Source organism: Streptomyces sp. NPDC022552, assembly GCF_055561875.1.
The window spans coordinates 357,221-375,700 of sequence record NZ_JBVHGJ010000006.1 but is presented as its reverse complement, the minus strand read 5'-3'; the positions used below and the strand labels follow the sequence as shown (position 1 = coordinate 375,700).

Annotated in this window: 13 protein-coding genes and 4 pseudogenes; 7 read left to right on the top strand and 10 right to left on the bottom strand. The window is 68.9% G+C overall.

Annotated elements, in window-relative coordinates:
- Positions 1-484 precede the first annotated feature (484 nt).
- The 6 genes and pseudogenes from ACZ3OF_RS19545 to ACZ3OF_RS19520 all read right to left on the bottom strand — a co-directional run bounded on the left by ACZ3OF_RS19545 (position 485) and on the right by ACZ3OF_RS19520 (position 3,838).
- On the bottom strand, positions 485-1,642 hold the full coding sequence (locus ACZ3OF_RS19545; RefSeq protein WP_467305805.1) for a DNA gyrase subunit B: 1,158 nt from the start codon (positions 1,640-1,642) through the stop codon (positions 485-487).
- 297 nt (positions 1,643-1,939) lie between these two features.
- Positions 1,940-2,204, bottom strand: a pseudogene (locus tag ACZ3OF_RS19540) (hypothetical protein); the annotation flags it as partial.
- 54 nt (positions 2,205-2,258) lie between these two features.
- A complete protein-coding gene (locus tag ACZ3OF_RS19535) occupies positions 2,259-2,918 on the bottom strand; it encodes a hypothetical protein (protein ID WP_467305803.1) in 660 nt (219 codons plus the stop codon).
- Between the two features lie 10 nt (positions 2,919-2,928).
- Positions 2,929-3,150, bottom strand: a complete 222-nt coding sequence (locus ACZ3OF_RS19530; RefSeq protein WP_467305801.1) for a hypothetical protein — start codon at positions 3,148-3,150, stop codon at positions 2,929-2,931.
- Between the two features lie 29 nt (positions 3,151-3,179).
- Positions 3,180-3,746, bottom strand: coding sequence for a hypothetical protein (locus tag ACZ3OF_RS19525; RefSeq protein WP_467305799.1), 567 nt, complete (start codon positions 3,744-3,746; stop codon positions 3,180-3,182).
- Positions 3,713-3,838 (bottom strand): hypothetical protein, encoded by a 126-nt coding sequence (locus tag ACZ3OF_RS19520; RefSeq protein ID WP_467305797.1) that lies wholly within the window; start codon positions 3,836-3,838, stop codon positions 3,713-3,715. The genes ACZ3OF_RS19525 and ACZ3OF_RS19520 overlap by 34 nt, the downstream gene beginning before the upstream one ends.
- A 228-nt stretch (positions 3,839-4,066) precedes the next feature.
- Here ACZ3OF_RS19520 and ACZ3OF_RS19515 point away from each other — a divergent pair, with 228 nt between their 5' ends.
- Positions 4,067-4,945 carry a trypsin-like serine protease gene (locus ACZ3OF_RS19515; protein WP_467305795.1) on the top strand — a complete coding sequence of 293 codons (879 nt, stop codon included), beginning with the start codon at positions 4,067-4,069 and terminating at the stop codon, positions 4,943-4,945.
- A 453-nt stretch (positions 4,946-5,398) separates the two neighbouring features.
- Here ACZ3OF_RS19515 and ACZ3OF_RS19510 read toward each other — a convergent pair.
- Positions 5,399-6,081 (bottom strand): annotated as a pseudogene (locus ACZ3OF_RS19510) (transposase).
- Between the two features lie 23 nt (positions 6,082-6,104).
- Here ACZ3OF_RS19510 and ACZ3OF_RS19505 point away from each other — a divergent pair.
- Positions 6,105-6,182 (top strand): annotated as a pseudogene (locus ACZ3OF_RS19505) (IS5/IS1182 family transposase); the annotation flags it as partial.
- A gap of 422 nt (positions 6,183-6,604) precedes the next feature.
- On the opposite strand, the gene ACZ3OF_RS19500 reads toward ACZ3OF_RS19505, so the two are convergent.
- A complete protein-coding gene (locus ACZ3OF_RS19500; RefSeq protein ID WP_361680135.1) occupies positions 6,605-7,075 on the bottom strand; it encodes a hypothetical protein in 471 nt (156 codons plus the stop codon).
- Between the two features lie 633 nt (positions 7,076-7,708).
- Here ACZ3OF_RS19500 and ACZ3OF_RS19495 point away from each other — a divergent pair.
- The 3 genes from ACZ3OF_RS19495 to ACZ3OF_RS19485 all read left to right on the top strand — a co-directional run bounded on the left by ACZ3OF_RS19495 (position 7,709) and on the right by ACZ3OF_RS19485 (position 13,207).
- Positions 7,709-8,494 carry a hypothetical protein gene (locus ACZ3OF_RS19495; protein ID WP_467305792.1) on the top strand — a complete coding sequence of 262 codons (786 nt, stop codon included), beginning with the start codon at positions 7,709-7,711 and terminating at the stop codon, positions 8,492-8,494.
- 323 nt (positions 8,495-8,817) lie between these two features.
- The gene (locus tag ACZ3OF_RS19490) at positions 8,818-11,580 is read left to right on the top strand and encodes a hypothetical protein (RefSeq protein WP_467305790.1); all 2,763 of its coding nucleotides are present in this window, start codon (positions 8,818-8,820) and stop codon (positions 11,578-11,580) included.
- Between the two features lies 1 nt (position 11,581).
- Complete coding sequence (locus tag ACZ3OF_RS19485; RefSeq protein ID WP_467305788.1) at positions 11,582-13,207, top strand: hypothetical protein; 1,626 nt, start codon at positions 11,582-11,584, stop codon at positions 13,205-13,207.
- 452 nt (positions 13,208-13,659) lie between these two features.
- Here ACZ3OF_RS19485 and ACZ3OF_RS19480 read toward each other — a convergent pair.
- Positions 13,660-14,923: pseudogene (locus tag ACZ3OF_RS19480) on the bottom strand (DUF6357 family protein).
- A 546-nt stretch (positions 14,924-15,469) separates the two neighbouring features.
- Between ACZ3OF_RS19480 and ACZ3OF_RS19475 the strand changes: the two are divergent.
- Positions 15,470-16,501 carry a YihY/virulence factor BrkB family protein gene (locus ACZ3OF_RS19475; protein WP_467305786.1) on the top strand — a complete coding sequence of 344 codons (1,032 nt, stop codon included), beginning with the start codon at positions 15,470-15,472 and terminating at the stop codon, positions 16,499-16,501.
- 141 nt (positions 16,502-16,642) lie between these two features.
- Here ACZ3OF_RS19475 and ACZ3OF_RS19470 read toward each other — a convergent pair whose 3' ends face one another.
- Complete coding sequence (locus tag ACZ3OF_RS19470; protein ID WP_467305784.1) at positions 16,643-17,065, bottom strand: DUF3592 domain-containing protein; 423 nt, start codon at positions 17,063-17,065, stop codon at positions 16,643-16,645.
- 525 nt (positions 17,066-17,590) lie between these two features.
- On the opposite strand from ACZ3OF_RS19470, the gene ACZ3OF_RS19465 reads away from it, so the two are divergent.
- Complete coding sequence (locus ACZ3OF_RS19465; protein WP_467305783.1) at positions 17,591-18,397, top strand: hypothetical protein; 807 nt, start codon at positions 17,591-17,593, stop codon at positions 18,395-18,397.
- Positions 18,398-18,480 lie beyond the last annotated feature (83 nt).

Genomic DNA, 18,480 nt, shown 5'->3' with positions numbered 1-18,480 from the left:
CACACGCCGAACTGAGCAGGAGACTCGCTGAAGGACGGGCCGGCGCCAGCCTGAATCAGACGCAGCTGGCAACCAGGGTGAGGAATGCCGTGCGCGGAGCTCCCCTCGCGCAGCCTCCATTTGGAACCGACCTTGCGTTCACGACTGCCTCCGGTTCTGGCTCTCCAGAGCGGCGGAGACGGTGCCGTCGAGGTGTCGCCTCAGGGCGCGGGTGCAAGAGTCTGAGCTGACGCATGTGTTGATCGAGGTCGTGCTCGCGTAGTCGTGGCCGACCTGCTCCTGGACGAATGTGGGGTCGGCCGTCTTCGATCAGAACCGTGACGCAGGTCCTGCGGGAGGAGTGGAAGTCCAGCCCTTCGCCCATGCTCAGGGCCCGGCTGTGGGCGATGAGCCAGGCTTCCGAACAACTGCAATCGCGTGTCTGCATTCTTCCTACGCCCTCCCGGTCCGGTTCTTCTGGACCGGGAGGGCGGTTCGTCGTTGGTCAGTCCCGGGGAGCACCATGGACGATCCGGTCGATGACGGCTGCGGCCCGCTCCGGATTTTCCTTCAGCCACCTGCCGAGGTGGTCCTGGACGGCCTGTCCGACGCAGTCGCGTACTTCGGCGTTGCCTAGCCAGCCGAGCGTGGAGCCCTCGAACTCGGGACGGTCCAGCTTCACCGACACGACCGCCGTCAGGCCCTTGCCGATCCGGGCGGCGTCAACGTCGGCGTCCGTAACTGTCAGCAGCCCCTGTTCCCGCGCGTACGCGGTGACCGCGGCTGTCATTCCATCGCGGAAGCCCCTCGCGTGCGTGCCGTCTACGGTGGGCCGGCTGTTGGCGAAAGTCCAGACCCGCTCCTCAGGAGAGCTGGACCAGCGGAAGGCCACCTCCATACTCCCCGCCATCCGAGGGTCCTCCCGCTCGAAGGCCATGGTGTCCTCGGGGGCGGACGCCGCCGCGTGGCCGTCGAGGAAGTCGACGAAGTCCCGTGCCCCGCCCGGGAACCGGAACCGCACCGAACGGACCTCATCCGAGCCGCGCAGGTCGGTCAGGGAGATGTCCAGGCCCTGGTTCAGGAAGGCCAGTTCCCTGAATCGCTCTTCCAGTGCGTCGAACGAGAACTCCGCGGCTCCGAAGATGTCCGCGTCGGGCCAGAAATCAAGGGTGGTCCCGCTTCCGGCCGCCGCCCCCACCTCGGCGAGCGGGGAGGCGGCCACGCCCCGCGCGTACTCCTGAACCCATCGAACTCCCCCGCCCCTCACCTCTGCCGTCATCCGTTGCGACAAGGCATTGACGACGGCGGGCCCGACGCTCCAGAAGCCGAGCGATACGTTGTGGCGGCCTCCGGCTCCTGTCCCGGCCTGCATTTGGGTGAGCAGGGATTCGAGCCCGGGACCTGCTTCCGTTTCGTCGATGGGAATGCCCGGCCCATCGTCCGCGACACACACGCCGCCGTCGGGCGAGAGAGTGACGTCAACGGAGGCGGCACGGCCGTGCAGAACCTCGTTCACCGCCCGTTCCGCGACCTCGAACACCATCTGGCGCAGCCCGCGTTCACCAGTCGAGCCGACGTACATTCCGGGCCGCTTTCGAACAGCTTCCCACCCCTCCAGTACCTGGATGTCGCTGGCGTCGTAACTGGTGGCTTCCTCGCTCACGATGTCCCCTCCGATGATGTCCAGCAGAACTCCCCAGGCTAGGCGAATCCCAGGAAAACACCAGGTCAGAGCCACTTCTACGATGTCACGGGCGGGCGTGTGAGGGACTGCCCGGAGGTGGTCGACCCCACGGCCTCGAATCATCGCCGGAGTGCGGCTGCGGCACCGTCGAGGGCGCGAACGGCACCCTTACCAGCGGCCCCGAAGCCCCAGTTTCGACTCCGCCAAGACCCTCCCTCTGTCCGGCCCCGCTCCCCAGGCAACACCCCAGCTCCCGAGGCGCCGCCAAGGACACGTCTGCTCCTCTTCGTCCTCGTCGAGCCCGGCTGCATCCGGGTCGAGCAGGGGCCGCAGACCACCGCTGGCCGCGGTGGAGGCGGTGGACGCGGTGAAGCACCAGCGGCCGAGCACGTTGAGATTGCGGTACTTGCGCCGGGAGAGCCTGGCGCTGTCCTCGTCCCGGATCTCGCAGCCCTCGGCCCGGAGCTGGGCAACGAAGGCTGCGACGTACCGCGTCGTTCAGAGCGCGGGTGGCGTCAAAGACCAGTCCGAGCGCGCCAAGCAGGTTGGGTCGGCTCGATGGACATGGTGGTTGCTCCTCCCGGGGGCGCGTGAGTCAGTGCTGCTCGACGAAGTGGGCGTGGACTGCGTCGAGGAGGAGACGGACGCGTGCATGAGTCACGTACGGCATGACAGTGGCAAAGGCGGCGTCCAACTCGGCCGGCGTGCGGAACAGATACAGGATGCGCTGCAGCTCGCCCGCGAGGTTGCCGAGTCGCTCATGGCAGTCCTCCGGGTGCTCGCTGGTGAGGACCTCCTCCACTGCCTCATCCACGTCGTCGTACTCACCCGAGAACATCAACGAGAGGAAGTGATCCGTCTGTGCGAAGCGTCCGCGCGCCTCCCAGAAGGAGAGCGGCAATTCAGTCATGTCCGGGTAGGAGCGGAGCTGGCTGTCACGGACCAGCGCGGCCAGCGAGCACAGGAAGTCCGCCGGCGCATCGTCGCCCGCCGCACGCGCCAGCCTCTGGCGATACACGACAGGCCTTGCCTCGAACGCCTCCGTGCCGACCTCGTCGGCAAGGAGATCGAGCAGCGAGGCCAACGCCACCAGTGGCATCACGCGGGCGATCGCCCTGGAGTCTTGCAGAAACCGGGACAGCCGCTGGAGTTCGTCCTCCAGCGGCGCGGCCCCCGGGTCGCGCGACGCGGCGGCGACGTCCAGCAGGAGCCCCACCGCACCCTGGGTGAGGAACTCTTCGTGTCTCGTGATCACATGGCGCATGCTACGGGGGCGTGGAAAAGCGGCCCGGACACGGCGCCGGCCCGGCCTCGCGATGCATCCGGTACTCCGTCGCCGCCTCACTGCGCCACCGCGCCTCGGCCCGGCCCACGAGCGCGTCCATCCGGCGCACCACCCCGTCGATGTGCGTCCGCATGGCGTCCAGGCCGTCGGCGAGACGCTTCAGATCCTCCTCCGACACCGCGAGGGTCGGCTCGATGGGCATGACGTCGGCTCCTTCCGGGTTCGGGTGGGTCAGTGCTGCTCGGCAAAGTGGGCGTGGACGGCGTCGAGGAGGAGGCGGAGCCGGACGTACGTCACCGACGGCATGACGGGCGCGAAGGCCTCGTCGAGCTCGGCGGGCGAGCGGAACATGTACAGGACGCGCTGGAGCTGGCCTGCGAGGTCGGCGATTCTGCCGTGGCAGTCAGGGTGGTCCATGGATACCAGGTCACGTGCCTCGGCCTCCGGGTCACTCCCGTACCCACCGGTGGGCAGCTGTGACGCGAACTCGTTGACGACGTCGAAACGGGCCAGTGCCTCCCACTGAGAGAACGGGAGTTCGTCGTAGCCCGGAACGACACCGAACCAGGGGTCGCGGACGAGTTCCGCCAAGGAGCGCAGAAGGGCGTCGACAGGTTCGTCGCCGGCCGCCCGGGCGAGCCGATCACGGAACACGGCGGGCCGCGCGGCGAACCGCTCCGTGCCGTACTCGTCCGCCAGTCCGTCGAGGAGCGAGGCCACCGCGTCGAAGGGCATGACCCAGGCGATCGTGTGAGAGTCCTGCATCAGCCGGGAGAAGCGCTGGAGTTCGTCCTCCAAGGGGCGGCCCTCGGGTTCCGTGAGGTCACGGCGAGGGAGACGAGGCGGGCGAGCACTCCGCTGGTGAGGACGGCGTCAGTCGGTTCGGTCACCTGCAGCATGCTAGGAGCCGGCGGCGCGGGCAAGGCCAAGGCGAACCTGGGCACGCCCCCGTTGGCCTTCGGTTGACCGCAAATCCTCACCTACTTCCCGTCCGCGACAGGAGATGAGTCAAGCAACAGCCAAAGAAGCCCCGCACTCTTGCCGCGCGCACTCACGCGCGCTTCACTGTCGATCACCCCACAGGAGAGCCCCCGCCCCACGACATCGAAGGGTTTCCCTTGACTGCCGTACCCATACGCCTGAGTGCCCTCACAGCCGCGGCCTGCGCCCTCGTCCTCGGCACGGCCCTGCCGTCCTCGGCGATCAACTCGTACAACGCGACGCCGGCGCCCGAGCGCACCGAGGTGGGCGCCCTCGTCGCCACCTGGGACAACGACGACGACCCCACCACCCCGGACCGGGTCGACTGGGTCTGCTCCGGCACCATGATCGACGCGGACACCTTCCTGACCGCCGCGCATTGCACCACCGACTGGCCAGCGAACGTGAAGTTCTACGTCTCTCTCGACCAGGACGTGCAGGCGGGTCTCGACAAGGCCTCCGCCGAACACCCCGACGACCCGACCGCGGTGGCGAAGCGTGTCGCCGTGCAGGGCGCTGTCCACAACCATCCCGCGTACCCCGGCCCTGCATCGGATAATCACGACATATCCGTTGTGGAGTTGCCTGCCGCCCAGGTCAAGGCGCGCTGGGCGTTCACCCCAGCCACGCTCCCCAAAGCGGGAGCGCTCGACGCACTGGGCCCGCAAGGACTGCGCGCCACTCCGTTCTCCGTCACGGGGTACGGCACGCAGGAGGCCGTACGTGGCCCCGGCGGCCACACCCACCCCGGAGGCGGCGTCCGCATGAAGGCCCCCGTCACCTTCGACGCCCTCAACAACGCCTGGGCCCGCCTGGCAATGACCGCGCCCCAGGGCAACGGAGGGGCCTGCTACGGCGACTCGGGCGGCCCGAACTTCGCTACGCTCGGCGGCAAGCTCACCCTGGTCTCCACCACCATCACGGGTGACGGCCCGTGTTACGCGACGAACGTTTCCTACCGCCTGGACACGCCCGGCGCCCGCGCCTTCCTCTCCCCCTTCGCCAAGCTGCCGTAACCGGCACCCTCACCCTGCCGGGGGCGGGGACAGCCCGATCAGGTTCGACCACCGGCCCTCGTCGGGCCTGTCCGGCCCGCGGCACACGCATGCGCCCGTGAACCCGTGGGTCGCGGCTGGCCTCCACCCCGTGGAGCCGAGCTGCTGCCCGCACATATATTGGCGAGATGGACGAAGCGGAGGCGAGCGGTCAGGTGTGGAGGGACGAGGTCCGAGCGCGTCCGACAGCTGAGCAGGATCGGGATGCCCTTGCCCGGCGTGTCGAGGTGGACACGGACTCTTTCGAGGTTGAGCTGTACGAGCGCGCGGCGGATCCTCAGGTTCTTTCAATCGATCGCGCCCAGAGGTCGCAGGCTGGGCAGTACGCCAGGCATGTGCGGCGACTTCGAGAGCGTCAGCCTTGCCAAGGAAGTTGAGTAGCTTTCGGATCATCCTTAGCCGAGCACCGCTCGCCTATCCGGCGAGGGCGAGGTTATGCGTCCGGGCGATGCCGAGCATGGCGTGATGGACGCCGTCGCCTTTGAGGCGGCGTTCTCGGAGGATCTTCCAGGTCTTCATGCGGGCGAAGACGTGCTCGACGCGAGCCCGGACCTGCTTGTGGGACTTGTTGTGTTCCTCTTTCCAGTGCGGGAGTTCGATGTGGCCGCGCTTGCGTCGGTGCGGGATGACAAGTCGGTGCCAGGGTAGCCGCCGTCGGCGATCGTGAATGCCTTGCCGACGGCGGCCTCGGCGCCGGATTCCTCCCACGCCTTGCAGTCGTTGCGGTTCCTGGCGAGCGGCCGGCCGACCACGACGACCAGACGGGTGTCGGCGTCGATGACGACCTGGTGGTTGGTGGAATACCGGTAGTTCTTCGACCGCTCGGCGATGGTGTGGTCGCGGGTGGGGACCGGGGTGCCGCCCACGATGAACACGGTGTCCTTCGCGAATCGCTTGCGGGGCTGGAGCGCGAGCATCGGTCCAAGGTTGTGGATGATCCGGTCCGCCGCCGACTTCGAGATCCCGAACAGCGGGGCGAGCTGCCGCATGGTCAGGTTGGTTCGCCAGGAGGCGGTGACCAGCAGGGTCCGGTCTTCCAGCGGAAGGCTCCACGGCCGCCCCTTGCGGGCGGTGTCCGCACCTGCACGACGCAGCACTGTCACCAGCTTCCCGTCTCGATGTGGCTGGTGTGATCACGGCGTCGGACCCGTCGTGGATAGCCCCGTTCTCCGGGCTGAGCCCGCGCGCCTTATCTCGCCCATGCGGCCACTTCCGCTCAGGCCCGTGGTCGAGAATCCTGCCATGAGCGAAGGTGACCGCCACGAGGCATCCGCACGTACATTCCTTGCATGCGCAGCCGAGGTGGCTCGCCTGCTGGACCTTGCGGATGCGGCCGACGTGCCTGATGACCGACGTGCGCGGCACCTGGCCGGAGCCGCACGAAGGCCACTGCTGGAACGTGCCGCTCTGTCTGAGGAGTTCTTCGATCCACTGATGGCTGCTTGGCTGCGTAGGTCATCTCCAGGAACAGTTGTTTGCGGCTTCCAGGAACGCTTCACGATTGCCGACGTCCGGAATGCCGGCGAGAAATGGGAACACCCGCCACGGGAGCGTATAGTGCTGCTGACGTATGGGACCGGCACGATCGGCGGCCAGGACGCCGGCCGTGGTCCCCCTCGGTCAGCGGTTGTTGGGGCTCAGTAGCGTGGCGGCCGCAGCGACGAAGGCCACGGACGCTTCCTTGGCCGCATGCCGCCGGGCGTCCAGCTCCGTACGGCCGGTGGCTTTGCGCAGTGCGTACGTGGCATCTGCGGCCTGCTGGGCGGGGCCGGCCAGTTCAGGGACCAGGACCTGAAGGCGGATGTGGGGCGCTGTGATCGCCGCCCGAGTGTCGTGGGACCTCGTCTGGGCCTCCAGCTGATGCTCGGTGCCTGGCTCGGTCAGGGCCAGACGCTCCCGGTGGAACATCGCCGAGCGGTGCGCGTCCAGGGCGGCAGCGAAGTCGGTGATGGCGCCGAGCTGGTCCTGGCGGTGGCTGTCCGCGCGCTGCTCGGCGCGCGCGGTGCGCGCCGAACGGTGCTGGAGGAGTCCGGCGGTCAGGGCACCGGCGAGGGTGCCGAGTACGGCAACGATCGAAGGCCATATGAACATCAGGCGTTGGGTCCTTTCGGGTAGTCGGTTTCGGTGGTCAGGGCGGCGGACAGCAAGGTACGCGGCGGCCACTTCGGTGGCCGGGTTACGCCTGCGGCGCTCCGGACCTACCCCGGCGGTCAGTCTTCGCGGCTTGGGTCAGAGATAAGGCCGGGCCCATGATCACCTGCTCTGAGCCGACCAGCACACGGGACGGCTGGAAGCAATTAACGGCACGCTTCCAGAACTCAGCAACACGTTTCTTGTCGCTGGTGGACCGTTCCCAGCGGTGACCAACAAACGTTGCTGGCTCCCGGCGACAAAACCAGGCTGGGTCTGCTGGGCGCTCGTCGATACCCCGGAGTCCGCTGAGCGGCTGAGGAATGCTCTACTCTCCGCGATCCGCTGGCCCTTGGAGAAGGCTGGACTCGACGTCGAGCAGGTGCCGGCGGCGACTCCGACGCTGCGTTCGAAGCGCGGGAAGAGCTCGCGGCGCAGCTGCTCAGGAACCGTCGGTCCCCGCGCCGGGACCTGGACGGAACGCTGCGCGAGTACGCGGCCAGAGACGGTGTCGAGCTGCCTTCGAGCCGCTCGGTGCCGAATCTCTTCCACCGGGCGCTCACGGAACCGGGGGCCCGCATGATGGTCGGCGGGGTGACCGACGTGGGCTTCGGGGGCCTGATGGACTCGTGGGAAGCCACCTGGCCGGAGGGCAGGGAGACGATCGAGCGCATCCGGGAGGCCGAACTCGCCGGCGTCGACCTGATGGCACAGTCCCCGATGGCGGACGGGCTTCGCGGACTGATGCGATTGGTCGAGCAGACGGACGACCGGCTGCTGTGCGCGGCAGTCCGCGCCTGCACGAGGGCCTCCGGCACGCTCGCGGTGCTGTGGACGCGGGCCGTGGAGAACCTGGAGCTCGTGCATCACCTGATGGCAGACGTGATGTGGGACCAGTGGGTCCGGGTGGGCGGTCTCGCACCGAACGGAGCAGCCGGTGAGGCCGCGGTCGCCATCAGCACCGTGCAGTACCTGGCCGCTCACGTCTTCCAAATCTTCAGCTGGAAGAAGAACATCGTGAGTACCCTGCAACGTCACGGGTGTTCGCAGGCCTGCTCGGCAGAACGCTGGCCCCGTTCACCACGCTACTCACGCTTTGGCCGTCACTGCTCCTGTCGCTCGCCACCCTGGCAGTGCTCGCCGTCCGAAGCGCGCCCACGCGACCCGTCCCAGCGCCCCACTGCCATCGGCCTGTTGAACCTGCGCCAGCCACTCGGCGGCGCCTTCGACCCCGCCACCGCGGCTCTGGCCGTCTTCGATGCGCTCGTGAAGGAGCCTTTCGTCGCCGTCCTGCGCCGATTGATCGGCGATGGTCTCCAGGAAGGAAAGGAGAGCCGCGCAGTCGACGGTGAGAGGTCGTCACCGCCGACGTCCGGGTAATCGAGGAGTGGCTCCAACATGGTCGGGCGCGGCGAGACACGGCTCGGTCGCTTGACCGGTGCTCAGCTCCCACCCCGACACCATCCGCTGCGCGGTGCAGCCAAGTTGGGAGGTCGAGGCGACCACGGTCCCGGACTGCGCCCGGGCGCCTGCGGGCGGGGGCGCACAGCAGGCGTGCACGGTTGGGCTGGGCGAGCGCCGGGGGCTCGTCCGGTCCGCGCGCGCCCGCCGCTCAGGTGATTCCTGCCGCTCGCCATCGGCATGTGCACACGGCATGGGAAGGACCCCGGCAGAGCGAAAGCCACTCCGAGGGGATCTTCACCATGGCGCTGGTGGTCAGTTTCGTCGGGACGGATCCGATCCCGCAGTCGGGCGCGGGCAGCTCGTACCGGATCTGGCGGTACAAGGTCGAAGGCACGGGGGCGGAGATCCCCAACGGCCTGCGCATGGCCCTGGCGCTGCCGGCCGGCGTCCAGGTGGTGGACCCGAGCCTGTACGCGGACGTCACCGAGCTGAGCGGATCCTTCTTGTGGGACGACCCGGTGTCGGGCCTCCACTTCGTGGGGCGCGCGGCGACCTCGCCCGGCAACCTCACGATCTCCTTCGTCGCCCCGGCCCGGACCTCCACCGGTGAGATGCAGCTCTTCAAGTCGGCGTCCGGCGCGGGCTGGATCGCCGCGCCGTTCGCCACGGTCTCCGGCGGCACGGCGGGCCCGGCGCAGACCATGGTCATGCCGGCCCCAGGGGCGCCCGCGTACACCGGTCAGCCCGTGTACGACTTCGCGGGCACCCTTCCGTACGCCAGTGAGCTCCTCGGGGTGTACCAGCCGCTGGTGGGCTGGCTCGGCGCCCAGTCCTCCCTGTCGGCCGCAGCCGCGAACCCGGATTCGGCGTACGCGCGCCTCGTCCCGGACAGCTTCCGTGGGGACGTCGCGCGAAGCCTGAGCCACGAGGCCCTGGCCGCGCTCGCCGGGCGGTTCGCGGCGCAGGCGGCGGGCGGGCTCTCGCCGGTCGGACTGGTCAACCTCTACAGGGAGTACTTCTTCGAGTTCGACACCTTCCTCGGCGTACCGGCGGGGCACATCTGGGTCAGCCCCGGTGGCTCGGTGGAGGTGGTCGAGACGAGCACGCGCCGCACGCTCGTCGAGAAGACGGCCGAGGTCTCGGAGGAGGTCACCCGCAAGACGGAGGAGAGCCTGACCGAGCAGGACGACGTCGCGGATGCGGTCAAGGAGGAGAACGCGAGCGACACGAAGCTGGGCGTCAGCGCCACGGGCGGGGTGAACGCGAAGATCTACCACGCCGACGCCAGCCTGAGCTTCAGCACGCAGAACACCGCCAAACGCGGCTCGGAGGCCACGCACAAGCAGACACGCACGCAGACCGCCAAGGCGAGCAGCGAGATCAAACGGAACTTCAAGACCACCTTCAAGACGGTGACCGAGTCGACGGACACATCGAGCCGGCGGTACTTCCTGCAGAACAACACCACCGAACTCGTCAACTACGAGATGCGGCGCAAGATGCGCAAGGTCGGCGTGCAGCTCCAGCACGTGGGCACGCGGCTGTGCTGGCAGGTGTACCTCGGTGATCCGGGCTTCGACCTGGGGCTCGGGGACATGGTCCACGTGGTCGAGGCGCCCGACCTGACCGCCGTACCCAGGCCGGAGAAGTTGCCCGACCTGGAGGACAGGCTGATCCCCTTCCACTTCGACATCCCCTTCCTCCACAACGACGGACCGGACGACGAGGGCGAGCTGACGTACACCCCGAACCCCACCAACGCCTGCCGCGGCATCAACACCACGACCGCCGGCGTCGACGACACGGTGCAGTTCTGCTTCACCAAGCCGCTGCCCCCGCCCCCGGCGGACTACGAGCTCACGGGCATCGCCTCGATCGAACGGCACGGCGCCCGGGTGGAGTTCGCCCCCTTCGACTCCGCCGACCTGGTGCCCAACCCGGACACGACCACCACCCCGAACAAGCTCAAACTGCGGCTGACGTACGCGAACTGGCAGGGCAAGCCCTCCCTGCCCTTCGACGCGATGCTCACGTACAAGCCCACGGCTGCGGCGGTCGCCAAGCGCAAGCAGGCCAATGACGACGCGGAGGCCGCCTACCGCCGGCAGGTGGAGCGGCTCCAGCACGAGGCGTACGGCAAGGCGGTGCGCGAGCGGCTGCGGCTGGTCAGCCAGATGCGCTCCCGGCCCTCGGAGGACCTGCGCAGCGAGGAGCGCCGGTGGGTGTTCCGCAATCTGATCCGGAAGCTGCAGAACAGCGGGCACTATCCGGCGCCGCCGTCGGCCGGGATGCCCTCGAGCCTGCCGTACGTGGAGGCGGAGCAGATCCAGCGGTTCTTCGACGTGGACGAGATGCTGTACTTCGTGGCCCCCGACTTCTGGCGGCCGGGGCCGCTGGCACCCCCGCCCGTCACCCGGGACAGCGTCGGCAGGTATCCCGTACCGCCGGCGGAGGAGCCGCCCCCGGCGCCGGGCACCGTGGCCCTGCCGCTGGCCGGGCAGACGGTGGCGGGCTGGTACTCCCGCGCCGACGAGTACAAGGCGGCGGGCGGGCCCATCCCGCCGGTGTCCGAGTACCGGGTGGACTACCTGATCACCGAGCAGACCGATCCGGCGCCGCTCGGCAGCTCTCTGGGCTGGCTGATCCAGATCGACGCCGACCCGCGGCGCAACGAGTTCCTCAACGCGGCCTGGGTGAAGGCCGTCATGCCCGTCCGGCCGGGGCAGGAGGCCGCCGCGCTGGCCTGGCTGAAGGGGGTCGAGGGCGAGGCCGGGCTGGATGTCGCGTACACCCTCCAGGACGGGGACCCGGGCTCGTTCGGCGGGAAAAAGGTGGGCGAGGTGCTGGCCATGGTCGCGCAGGAGCTCAAGGAGTCGAACTCCGACCACCGCAAGACGGCGGCCTCGGAGAAGGTGTTCGAGAGCGGTTTCGACCCCCTGGAGGGCGGGTTCCGGCCCGCCGAGCCGTACCAGGTCTTCGACCAGTGGGTGGAGGTGCTGCCGACCGACCAGGTGGCGGCCGTAGCCGTGCGCTACGACCCCAAGACCGGCCAGCAGCTCTGACGTGCGCGTCACGGTCAACGTCGGCGACGTCAACGGCACCCCGCTGCACGGCGCGCACGTGACCCTCGTCTTCACGGCGCCGGGGCCGCTGCCGACGAGCCTCACCGTGCGGCCGGGACAGGCGGTGGACGTCACGCTCGCGAGGGACGAGATCGAGGTCACGGTCGTGATGGACGGGTTCGCGGCCGAACGGTTCGTGTTCGGGAGCGGGGGCGCCGGCTCGGGCTGGCAGTCGTCCAACCCTGCGGGGCAGGCCTTCCTGCTGGGCCCCGAACTCCACGTGAACACGGTGATCGGCACGGTCCGCCTGGCACCGACCGTGGCCGTGGACCCGAACCATCCTCTGCCGGGCAATCCGGGGGCCGCACTGGTCGACGACGTGGGCGAGCCCGACTGGATCTACCGCGGGGCCCGGCACAACCGGGAGACGATCCATCGCCTCGACGAACCGGTCTTCGGCGACCTCACCGCCATGGAGTGGCAGCGCTTCAAGCACTCCGTGATCCCCGTCGACCTGGCCAGCCGCGGCCGGTTCGTGCTCCTGGAGTACGGGGCCCAGCCCCAGACGGCCCCGGGCGGCGGGGGCGGCGGGACAGGAGGCGGTGGGGGCGGGGGCGCGCGGCTGCCGCGGTTCCTCACCGGCGCCTGGGTACCGTTCGCGCCTCTCGGCCCGGCCCCGGAGGTGGTCGTCTTCTACTCCCCGCCGACCTTCCCCGACCGCGGCTACCCACCGGACTCGTACCCCTTCCTGGGCGCCTACCCGTACGCCGTCACCGCGCCCCAGTCCCCGAAGACCGCGGAACAGCCGTACGTCGGCATCCTCGTCAACTACCTCCTCGTCGGCTACAAGATCGTCTATCAGATGCTGGCGGCCGGCCGGAACCCGGTGGTCATCATGCCCAGCCAGCCCAGCACCGACTGGGGCCCGCTGGACACCCAGCCCGGCCTGGCCCGCCTGATCAAGGAGGTGCTCCGCTTCCTGTACGCGCGCCAGCTCGTGGCCGCCCACAGCGCGCCGCAGGTGAAACTCCGCCTGCTGAACGGCCGTACGCACCTGTTCCCCTGGGACGGGCCGCGGGGCTCCGGGCGGCTGCCCGGGCGGTTCACCGCCACCGTCTCCGGCTTCAGCGCCGGGATCAACGCGGTGGTGAAGCTGTGCACCGCCGACCGGCTGGACGAGAAGCGCTACCCGCCGGAGCTGTTCCACGCACCCGCCGCGCACCTGACGAGCAACTGGCGGGAGTTGTGGGACATCGACGGCGTGGACAGCCAGGGCCGACAGCACATGGTCACCGCCTTCCGCGGCTGGCTCGCCGGGCCCGGCGCGGACCGGCGCAGCCTGCGCGCGTACCACTCCCAGGACACCTACTCCGGTCCGGAGAACGGCCTCGTCCCACGGGACCGCGTGGTCCGAAAGCCGTCCGCGCCCGTGAAGGGCGTGTACGTGGAGGAGGGCAGCACGGAGGACGGGCGCGTGACGTGGGTGCACTTCTCCAACCCGGCGCTGCTGGGGGACGTGAAGGCCCCCGGCCACCAGAAGACCATCCCGGAATTCGGCACCCTCGACGCGCACCACATGGTCCCGGCCATCGCCTTCGGACACGCGGCCCAGTTTCCGCTGCGCTGAGTGCCGGGCCGGATGGCCACCCCCGCCTCGGGTGGCCGCGTGAGGACGCCGGTATGACGATCTCCTGAACCTGGCCTCGTTCTTCGCATGCCACTGGCGGGCGTTCGCGCACCTCACCGGGTGCGCTCGGCGGCCGGCATCGGACCGCGGTGCGGGTCCGTCTGCTGGGTGCGGACAGGAGACCTGGAGGCCGACTCGTTCTGGCGCGACGTGATCCAGGCGATCGGCAGCGCGGTGCCCTGACCCGCACTTCATCGGCTACTCCCTGGTCCACCAGGCCCAAGTACGCGCCCGGGGCCGCGCTCGCGTCCGTCGGCGAGGAACTGCCCACGCCGACAGGCCTCCCCGAGCATCCACGCGCGACCGCCCGGCGCCGGCCGTGAAGGCCGTGCGCGTTCATCACCTCGCATCAGCATGCAGGGACGACGCACAGTGGGCGGGCTCTCGCTGGGCTACCAGGTGTCGCGCCGACGACGTGCTCGCTCGAGCTCGGCTACATCCGACATCCAGGGACCGTGCTGTTCGAGTGCGACACAGCCGCCGCGGACAAAGGCCTTCACCAGGTTTCGGTATCCGCCGATCCCGTCGACCAGTCTGTACTCGACCCGGTACTGCGGATCCGCCGCTCCCCTCCCCTCACGCAGCGTCGGATGCGGGCGGCGGAGTCCGCATAGAAGTGGAGGTGGATCCCCTCGCCCAGCTCCTCGTCCTCGATGGTGAACACTTCGTTGTCCGCGACGGAGCGGTCACCGACGAACTCCCAGAACTCCGCGTCCGCGGTACGGGGTCCGTCCTGACGCCACTTCTTCTCGACGCCCTTGTCGTCGGTGAACGACAAGGCCGTCTTCCCCGCGCTCTCTCCGGCGTCGGAGCGGTGGTCGGCAGCCTCCTCGTCGTCATCGACGGGTGCTTTCCTGGAGCGGTCCGCGGCCTCCGAGCACATCAGGAAGCTCACGGCGCGCACCGCGTCATCGACGAGCTCAGGGTGGCACGGCGTACGGCTGCTTCGACCGTCGCCTCCATCCGGTGCCAGTCACGCCTGTCCGTGGCGCGGCTTCCCCGTCGCGGATCGCGGCCGATCTGCATCCCGGCGCACGCCTGCTCCGCGGGGGCGACCACCCGCATGACCTGGGGCAGCAGCGCGGGGTCGACGGCGTCGGGTATTCGCCTCGGAACCGTCGCGCCGTGCACTTACCGGCCCGTGGACCTCAGAATCGCGGCGTCTAGTGGACCGAGCACTACTCCGCGCTCGGCGCGACGGCGGCCCGCGTGGTACTCCTGAGCTCGCTTCCCGTCTGGCGTCTCGGTCGCCCCGCCCAGTGCCGCACACACCTGACCGCGCTCAAGTAGACCGATGTCGGCCCCGTGGGCGACGAGCCGGCCCCAGTCCCACCGGACGCGCTGGAAGAGCGCGTCGATGTCCGCAGGCGCGGCAAGGAGGATCGGGTCCAGGAGCGCGACGACAGCATCCTCGTCGAGCCGGCCCCGGGTTCCGGCGGCGTCGCACAGCGGAAGGACCGCACTCCACAGCAGCAGGTGCCTGGCGAGGTCCTTCCGGATCACCGCCAGATGGGCCTCGCTGATCGAGAAGGTGAACACGCGAGGCTCGTGGTTGGTGTCAGCCCCTGCACCGAGCATCAGCTTCAGCTCGCCATCCTCGCGTATCACGCTCGGATCCAGCCGCTCATGGATCCGCAGCCGGCGGGACACCTCCATGATCGAGTGACCCTCGGCGCACTCCAGCACGATCCGCGACCTCTGAGCCAAAGCCTGAGCCGTCGTCCGGCGGCGTAACCAGCCCTCCAGCACAGCCCGCTGGGCATCAGCGACCGACAACAGCGGAATCTTGGGCCCCGGACGACTCATGCCCAACCAACGACTAATCTCCGACTCGAGCCACTAGGTCAAACCGTACATAACGACCGGCGGCTGCTCGCTCTGAGGGCGGGCTCAGCCCAGAGACCAAACCCGGAAAGGCAGCAACCATGGGCATCGCAAGAGCCGCTTACCTGCAGGTTCGGGGACTCATGAAAGAGTCCGACGGCAAGGCTCTGCAGAATCCCGCCCTGCAGGCCGAAGGCCGCAGGATGCGTGACGCGGGCCGAGCAACGCGCGCGGCTCCTGCCGCGACGCTTCCGCTACTGGTTCCCCTCCCCCACGCCCGGATTGACGGGTGGCCCGCCCACCCGTACCGATCGTCCTGCTCACTGCCGGCGGCGCATGGAACGGGCGACGGTGGTAAGTCGCCGGGTTATGAATCCCATGACGGGTCCAGAGCGGGATGAGCCCCACGGCCCCGGTTCCGGCTCATTCGTCGGTACCGGACCGTCCAAGCAGGTGGAGGAGCGGGCGCCGGACCGGCTTTCCGAGATGCCCCGTCGGTCCTGGAAAGCCGTGCTGCGCGGCACGCTGAAGGAATTCAAGGACGACGAGCTGACCGACCGCGCCGCGGCCCTGACGTACTACGGCATCCTGGCCATCTTCCCGGCTCTCCTGGCACTCGTGAGCATGCTGAGCATCGTGGGTGAGTCCGCCACCAGGGAGGTGTTGGACAACATTCAGAAACTCGCGCCCGGCCCCGCACGCGATGTGATCCCCGACGCGGTGCGACAACTTCAGGGCAACAGCGGCCTCGGCTCCGTCGCAGCCTTCGTCGGCCTGGCCCTGGCCGTCTGGTCCGCCTCCGGGTACATCGCCGCGTTCATCCGGGCCTCCAACGTCGTCTACGACATGCCCGAGGGCCGGCCCGTGTGGAAGCTCCTCCCGCTGCGCCTCGTCCTGACGGTAACCCTCATGATCCTTCTCGTAGCCAGCGCGCTGATCGTCGTGTTCACGGGCGGCCTGGCCCGGCAGGCGGGCGAGGCCATCGGCGTGGGGGACACGGCGATGATGATCTGGTCGATCGCAAAATGGCCGGCCCTCGTTCTCCTCGTCACGATCATGATCGCCCTCCTCTACTGGGCCGCGCCGAACACCAAAGGCCGCGGTCTCAGGTGGATCACCCCCGGCAGCTTCCTGGCGCTGATGCTCTGGATGATCGCCTCAGCGGGTTTCGCCCTCTACGTCGCCAACTTCGGCTCGTACAACAAGACGTACGGCACCCTGGCCGGAGTGATCATCTTCCTGGTGTGGCTGTGGATCACCAATCTGGCCACCCTCCTCGGTCTGGAGTTCGACGCCGAGTTGACGCGTCAGCGCGCCATCGCCGGAGGCAACCCCAAGGATGCGGAGCCGTACGTCGCGCCCCGGGACACCCGCACATGGACCGACGAGGACCGTCAACGCCTCGACTGAGCACACCGCGAACCGCTGCGGTCCCACGAATCGGTCGTGCTGGGCTTCCTCACGTCGACGCGAGACGGCCGGCCACGATTCGAGGCCGGTGAACTCGGCACGGGGGGGGAGTCGCGGATGCGCACGTGACTCCCACGGCACTCAAAGAAGGATGAGCAGGAGAAGGACCGTCACGGTGCCTGCTGTGGCCATGGTTCCCACCACGGCGAATACTGTGTGGACCGTTGCCGAGTCCCAGCCCTGGATCGCGAACCGGCGGGGATTGTTCTCGTCATAGAGGATCGTGACGGAGGCACCGACGCCGAAGCCGCGTGTGGTGGTGCCGCGGCCGAGCCTGGAGGAGTGCTCGCACTCGCGGCCGTCGCGGGTCGTCCAGGCCACGACCGGGTGGTAGTACTTGGCTCCGTCGTGGTCTCGCTTGGTTTCGTGACGGACCACTCTCCCCGCCGCGGTGATGCCTGTGCGACGGAGCGCGCCGGCCAGGCGGAGACCGTGCACGCCGATGCAGAGGAAGATCACGCCGATCACCAGCGGTATGAGGAAGAAGAGCCATTCGCGTTCCATGTGGTGTCCGACGCGCGGGTGCGGGGATCGGTTGCCCGCTGCTGGAGTGCTGTCCGTCTCGCGGTGACCTGCGGGGTCCGCGCGTACCGACGGTCCCGGAACGTCTCCGGAGGGGGACCGACGCGCACGGCCTGTGATCCAGCCTGGCCCCGGTCGAGGATTTCCCCGCGCCCCGTCGTACACGCCCTTGACACGCACGGATGCGTACCCGGGAGTCCCGGCCGAAGGTCGTCAGAGGGCCGAACAGCCGCCGGCCCAGGAAGCGGCCGAGCCGCGCTCGGGTGCGGAGAGTGTCGCGGGGTGTGTGCCGGGCGCAGGGACGCGGGCCGGAGCGGAGCCGACCTTGACGGCCACCGGCACGGGTCGCGATCCGGGGTGGCGAGGCAGATTTGGGCCGACTGCGCGTCGCGTGTTCTCCACGGCGGATAGCGGCATCAATGACGCGAACATGATCAACTAGGCTGCCGCAGTAGGGCGCAGCCGGGTTTGCTGCGCGTTTCGGATTGCGGGGGAGTTCAGCTGGCTATGCGTCATCTCGTCAACACCTTGGGCTCGGCAGCCTCGCGGGTCGGCGACCCGACTCGGCCCGACCGGATCGAGGATCCGGTCATCGCCCGTATGCAGAGTCTCCGCTCAGCTGTGGGGCTGACCGCGACGCTGTGGCTGCTCTTCGCCTACCCCATGCGTGTGGACCGTCAGAGCTTCTTGATGGGCAAGCTGCAGGAGTTGTTGATCGGCTGCGGCATTGCGCTGGCCGCTGTCGTCGTCGGAATTACAGCCTTCATCGCCTTGGCACGAGCTCCTTTGGGGCGCGGGTACGCCGCTCGCGTGGGTGGCCCTTTGACCGCGCTGGGTGCGATACCCATGGGAGTAGGTGCGGTCTGGCTGATGGTGGCGGCCCTGGGTGGTGACATTGTCGCGCCTGGGGACATCGGCCCGCACGACTTCACGTTCGGACTGTTCGGTACCGTCATCGGCACACTGATCACCGGTCTGGTGATCGGCGTGCTGTTCTTCGTGGCCGCGCTTGTCTGCGCCGTCGTTCTCGTTGCGGCCTTGCTGTTCACGCTCGCTGCGGCTGTGAAGGGGCTGAACTCATGTTTTCGTGCTGGGGATGTGCATGAGCTGTTGCCTGCCCTGGTCTCGCCTCTTCTGGTCTGGTCACTGTTCGCCCTGCAGCTTTTCGACGATGCGGATGTGGCTGCTCCTCCCCTCGTGATCTACGTCTTCTCGCTCGGCGGTCCTTTGTCGGTCACTCTGCTTTCGCTCTGGGAGGTGCGGCGCTTGCGTGTCCGCTACGGCGTGACGCTCCGGTCAGCTCTCGGTCGGTAACTTCAGTTCCGATCCCGGAAGGATGGGGCTTCAACACCGTTGCGCGGCAGGCGCGATGCCATGCGACGAAGGCACGGTCCGGG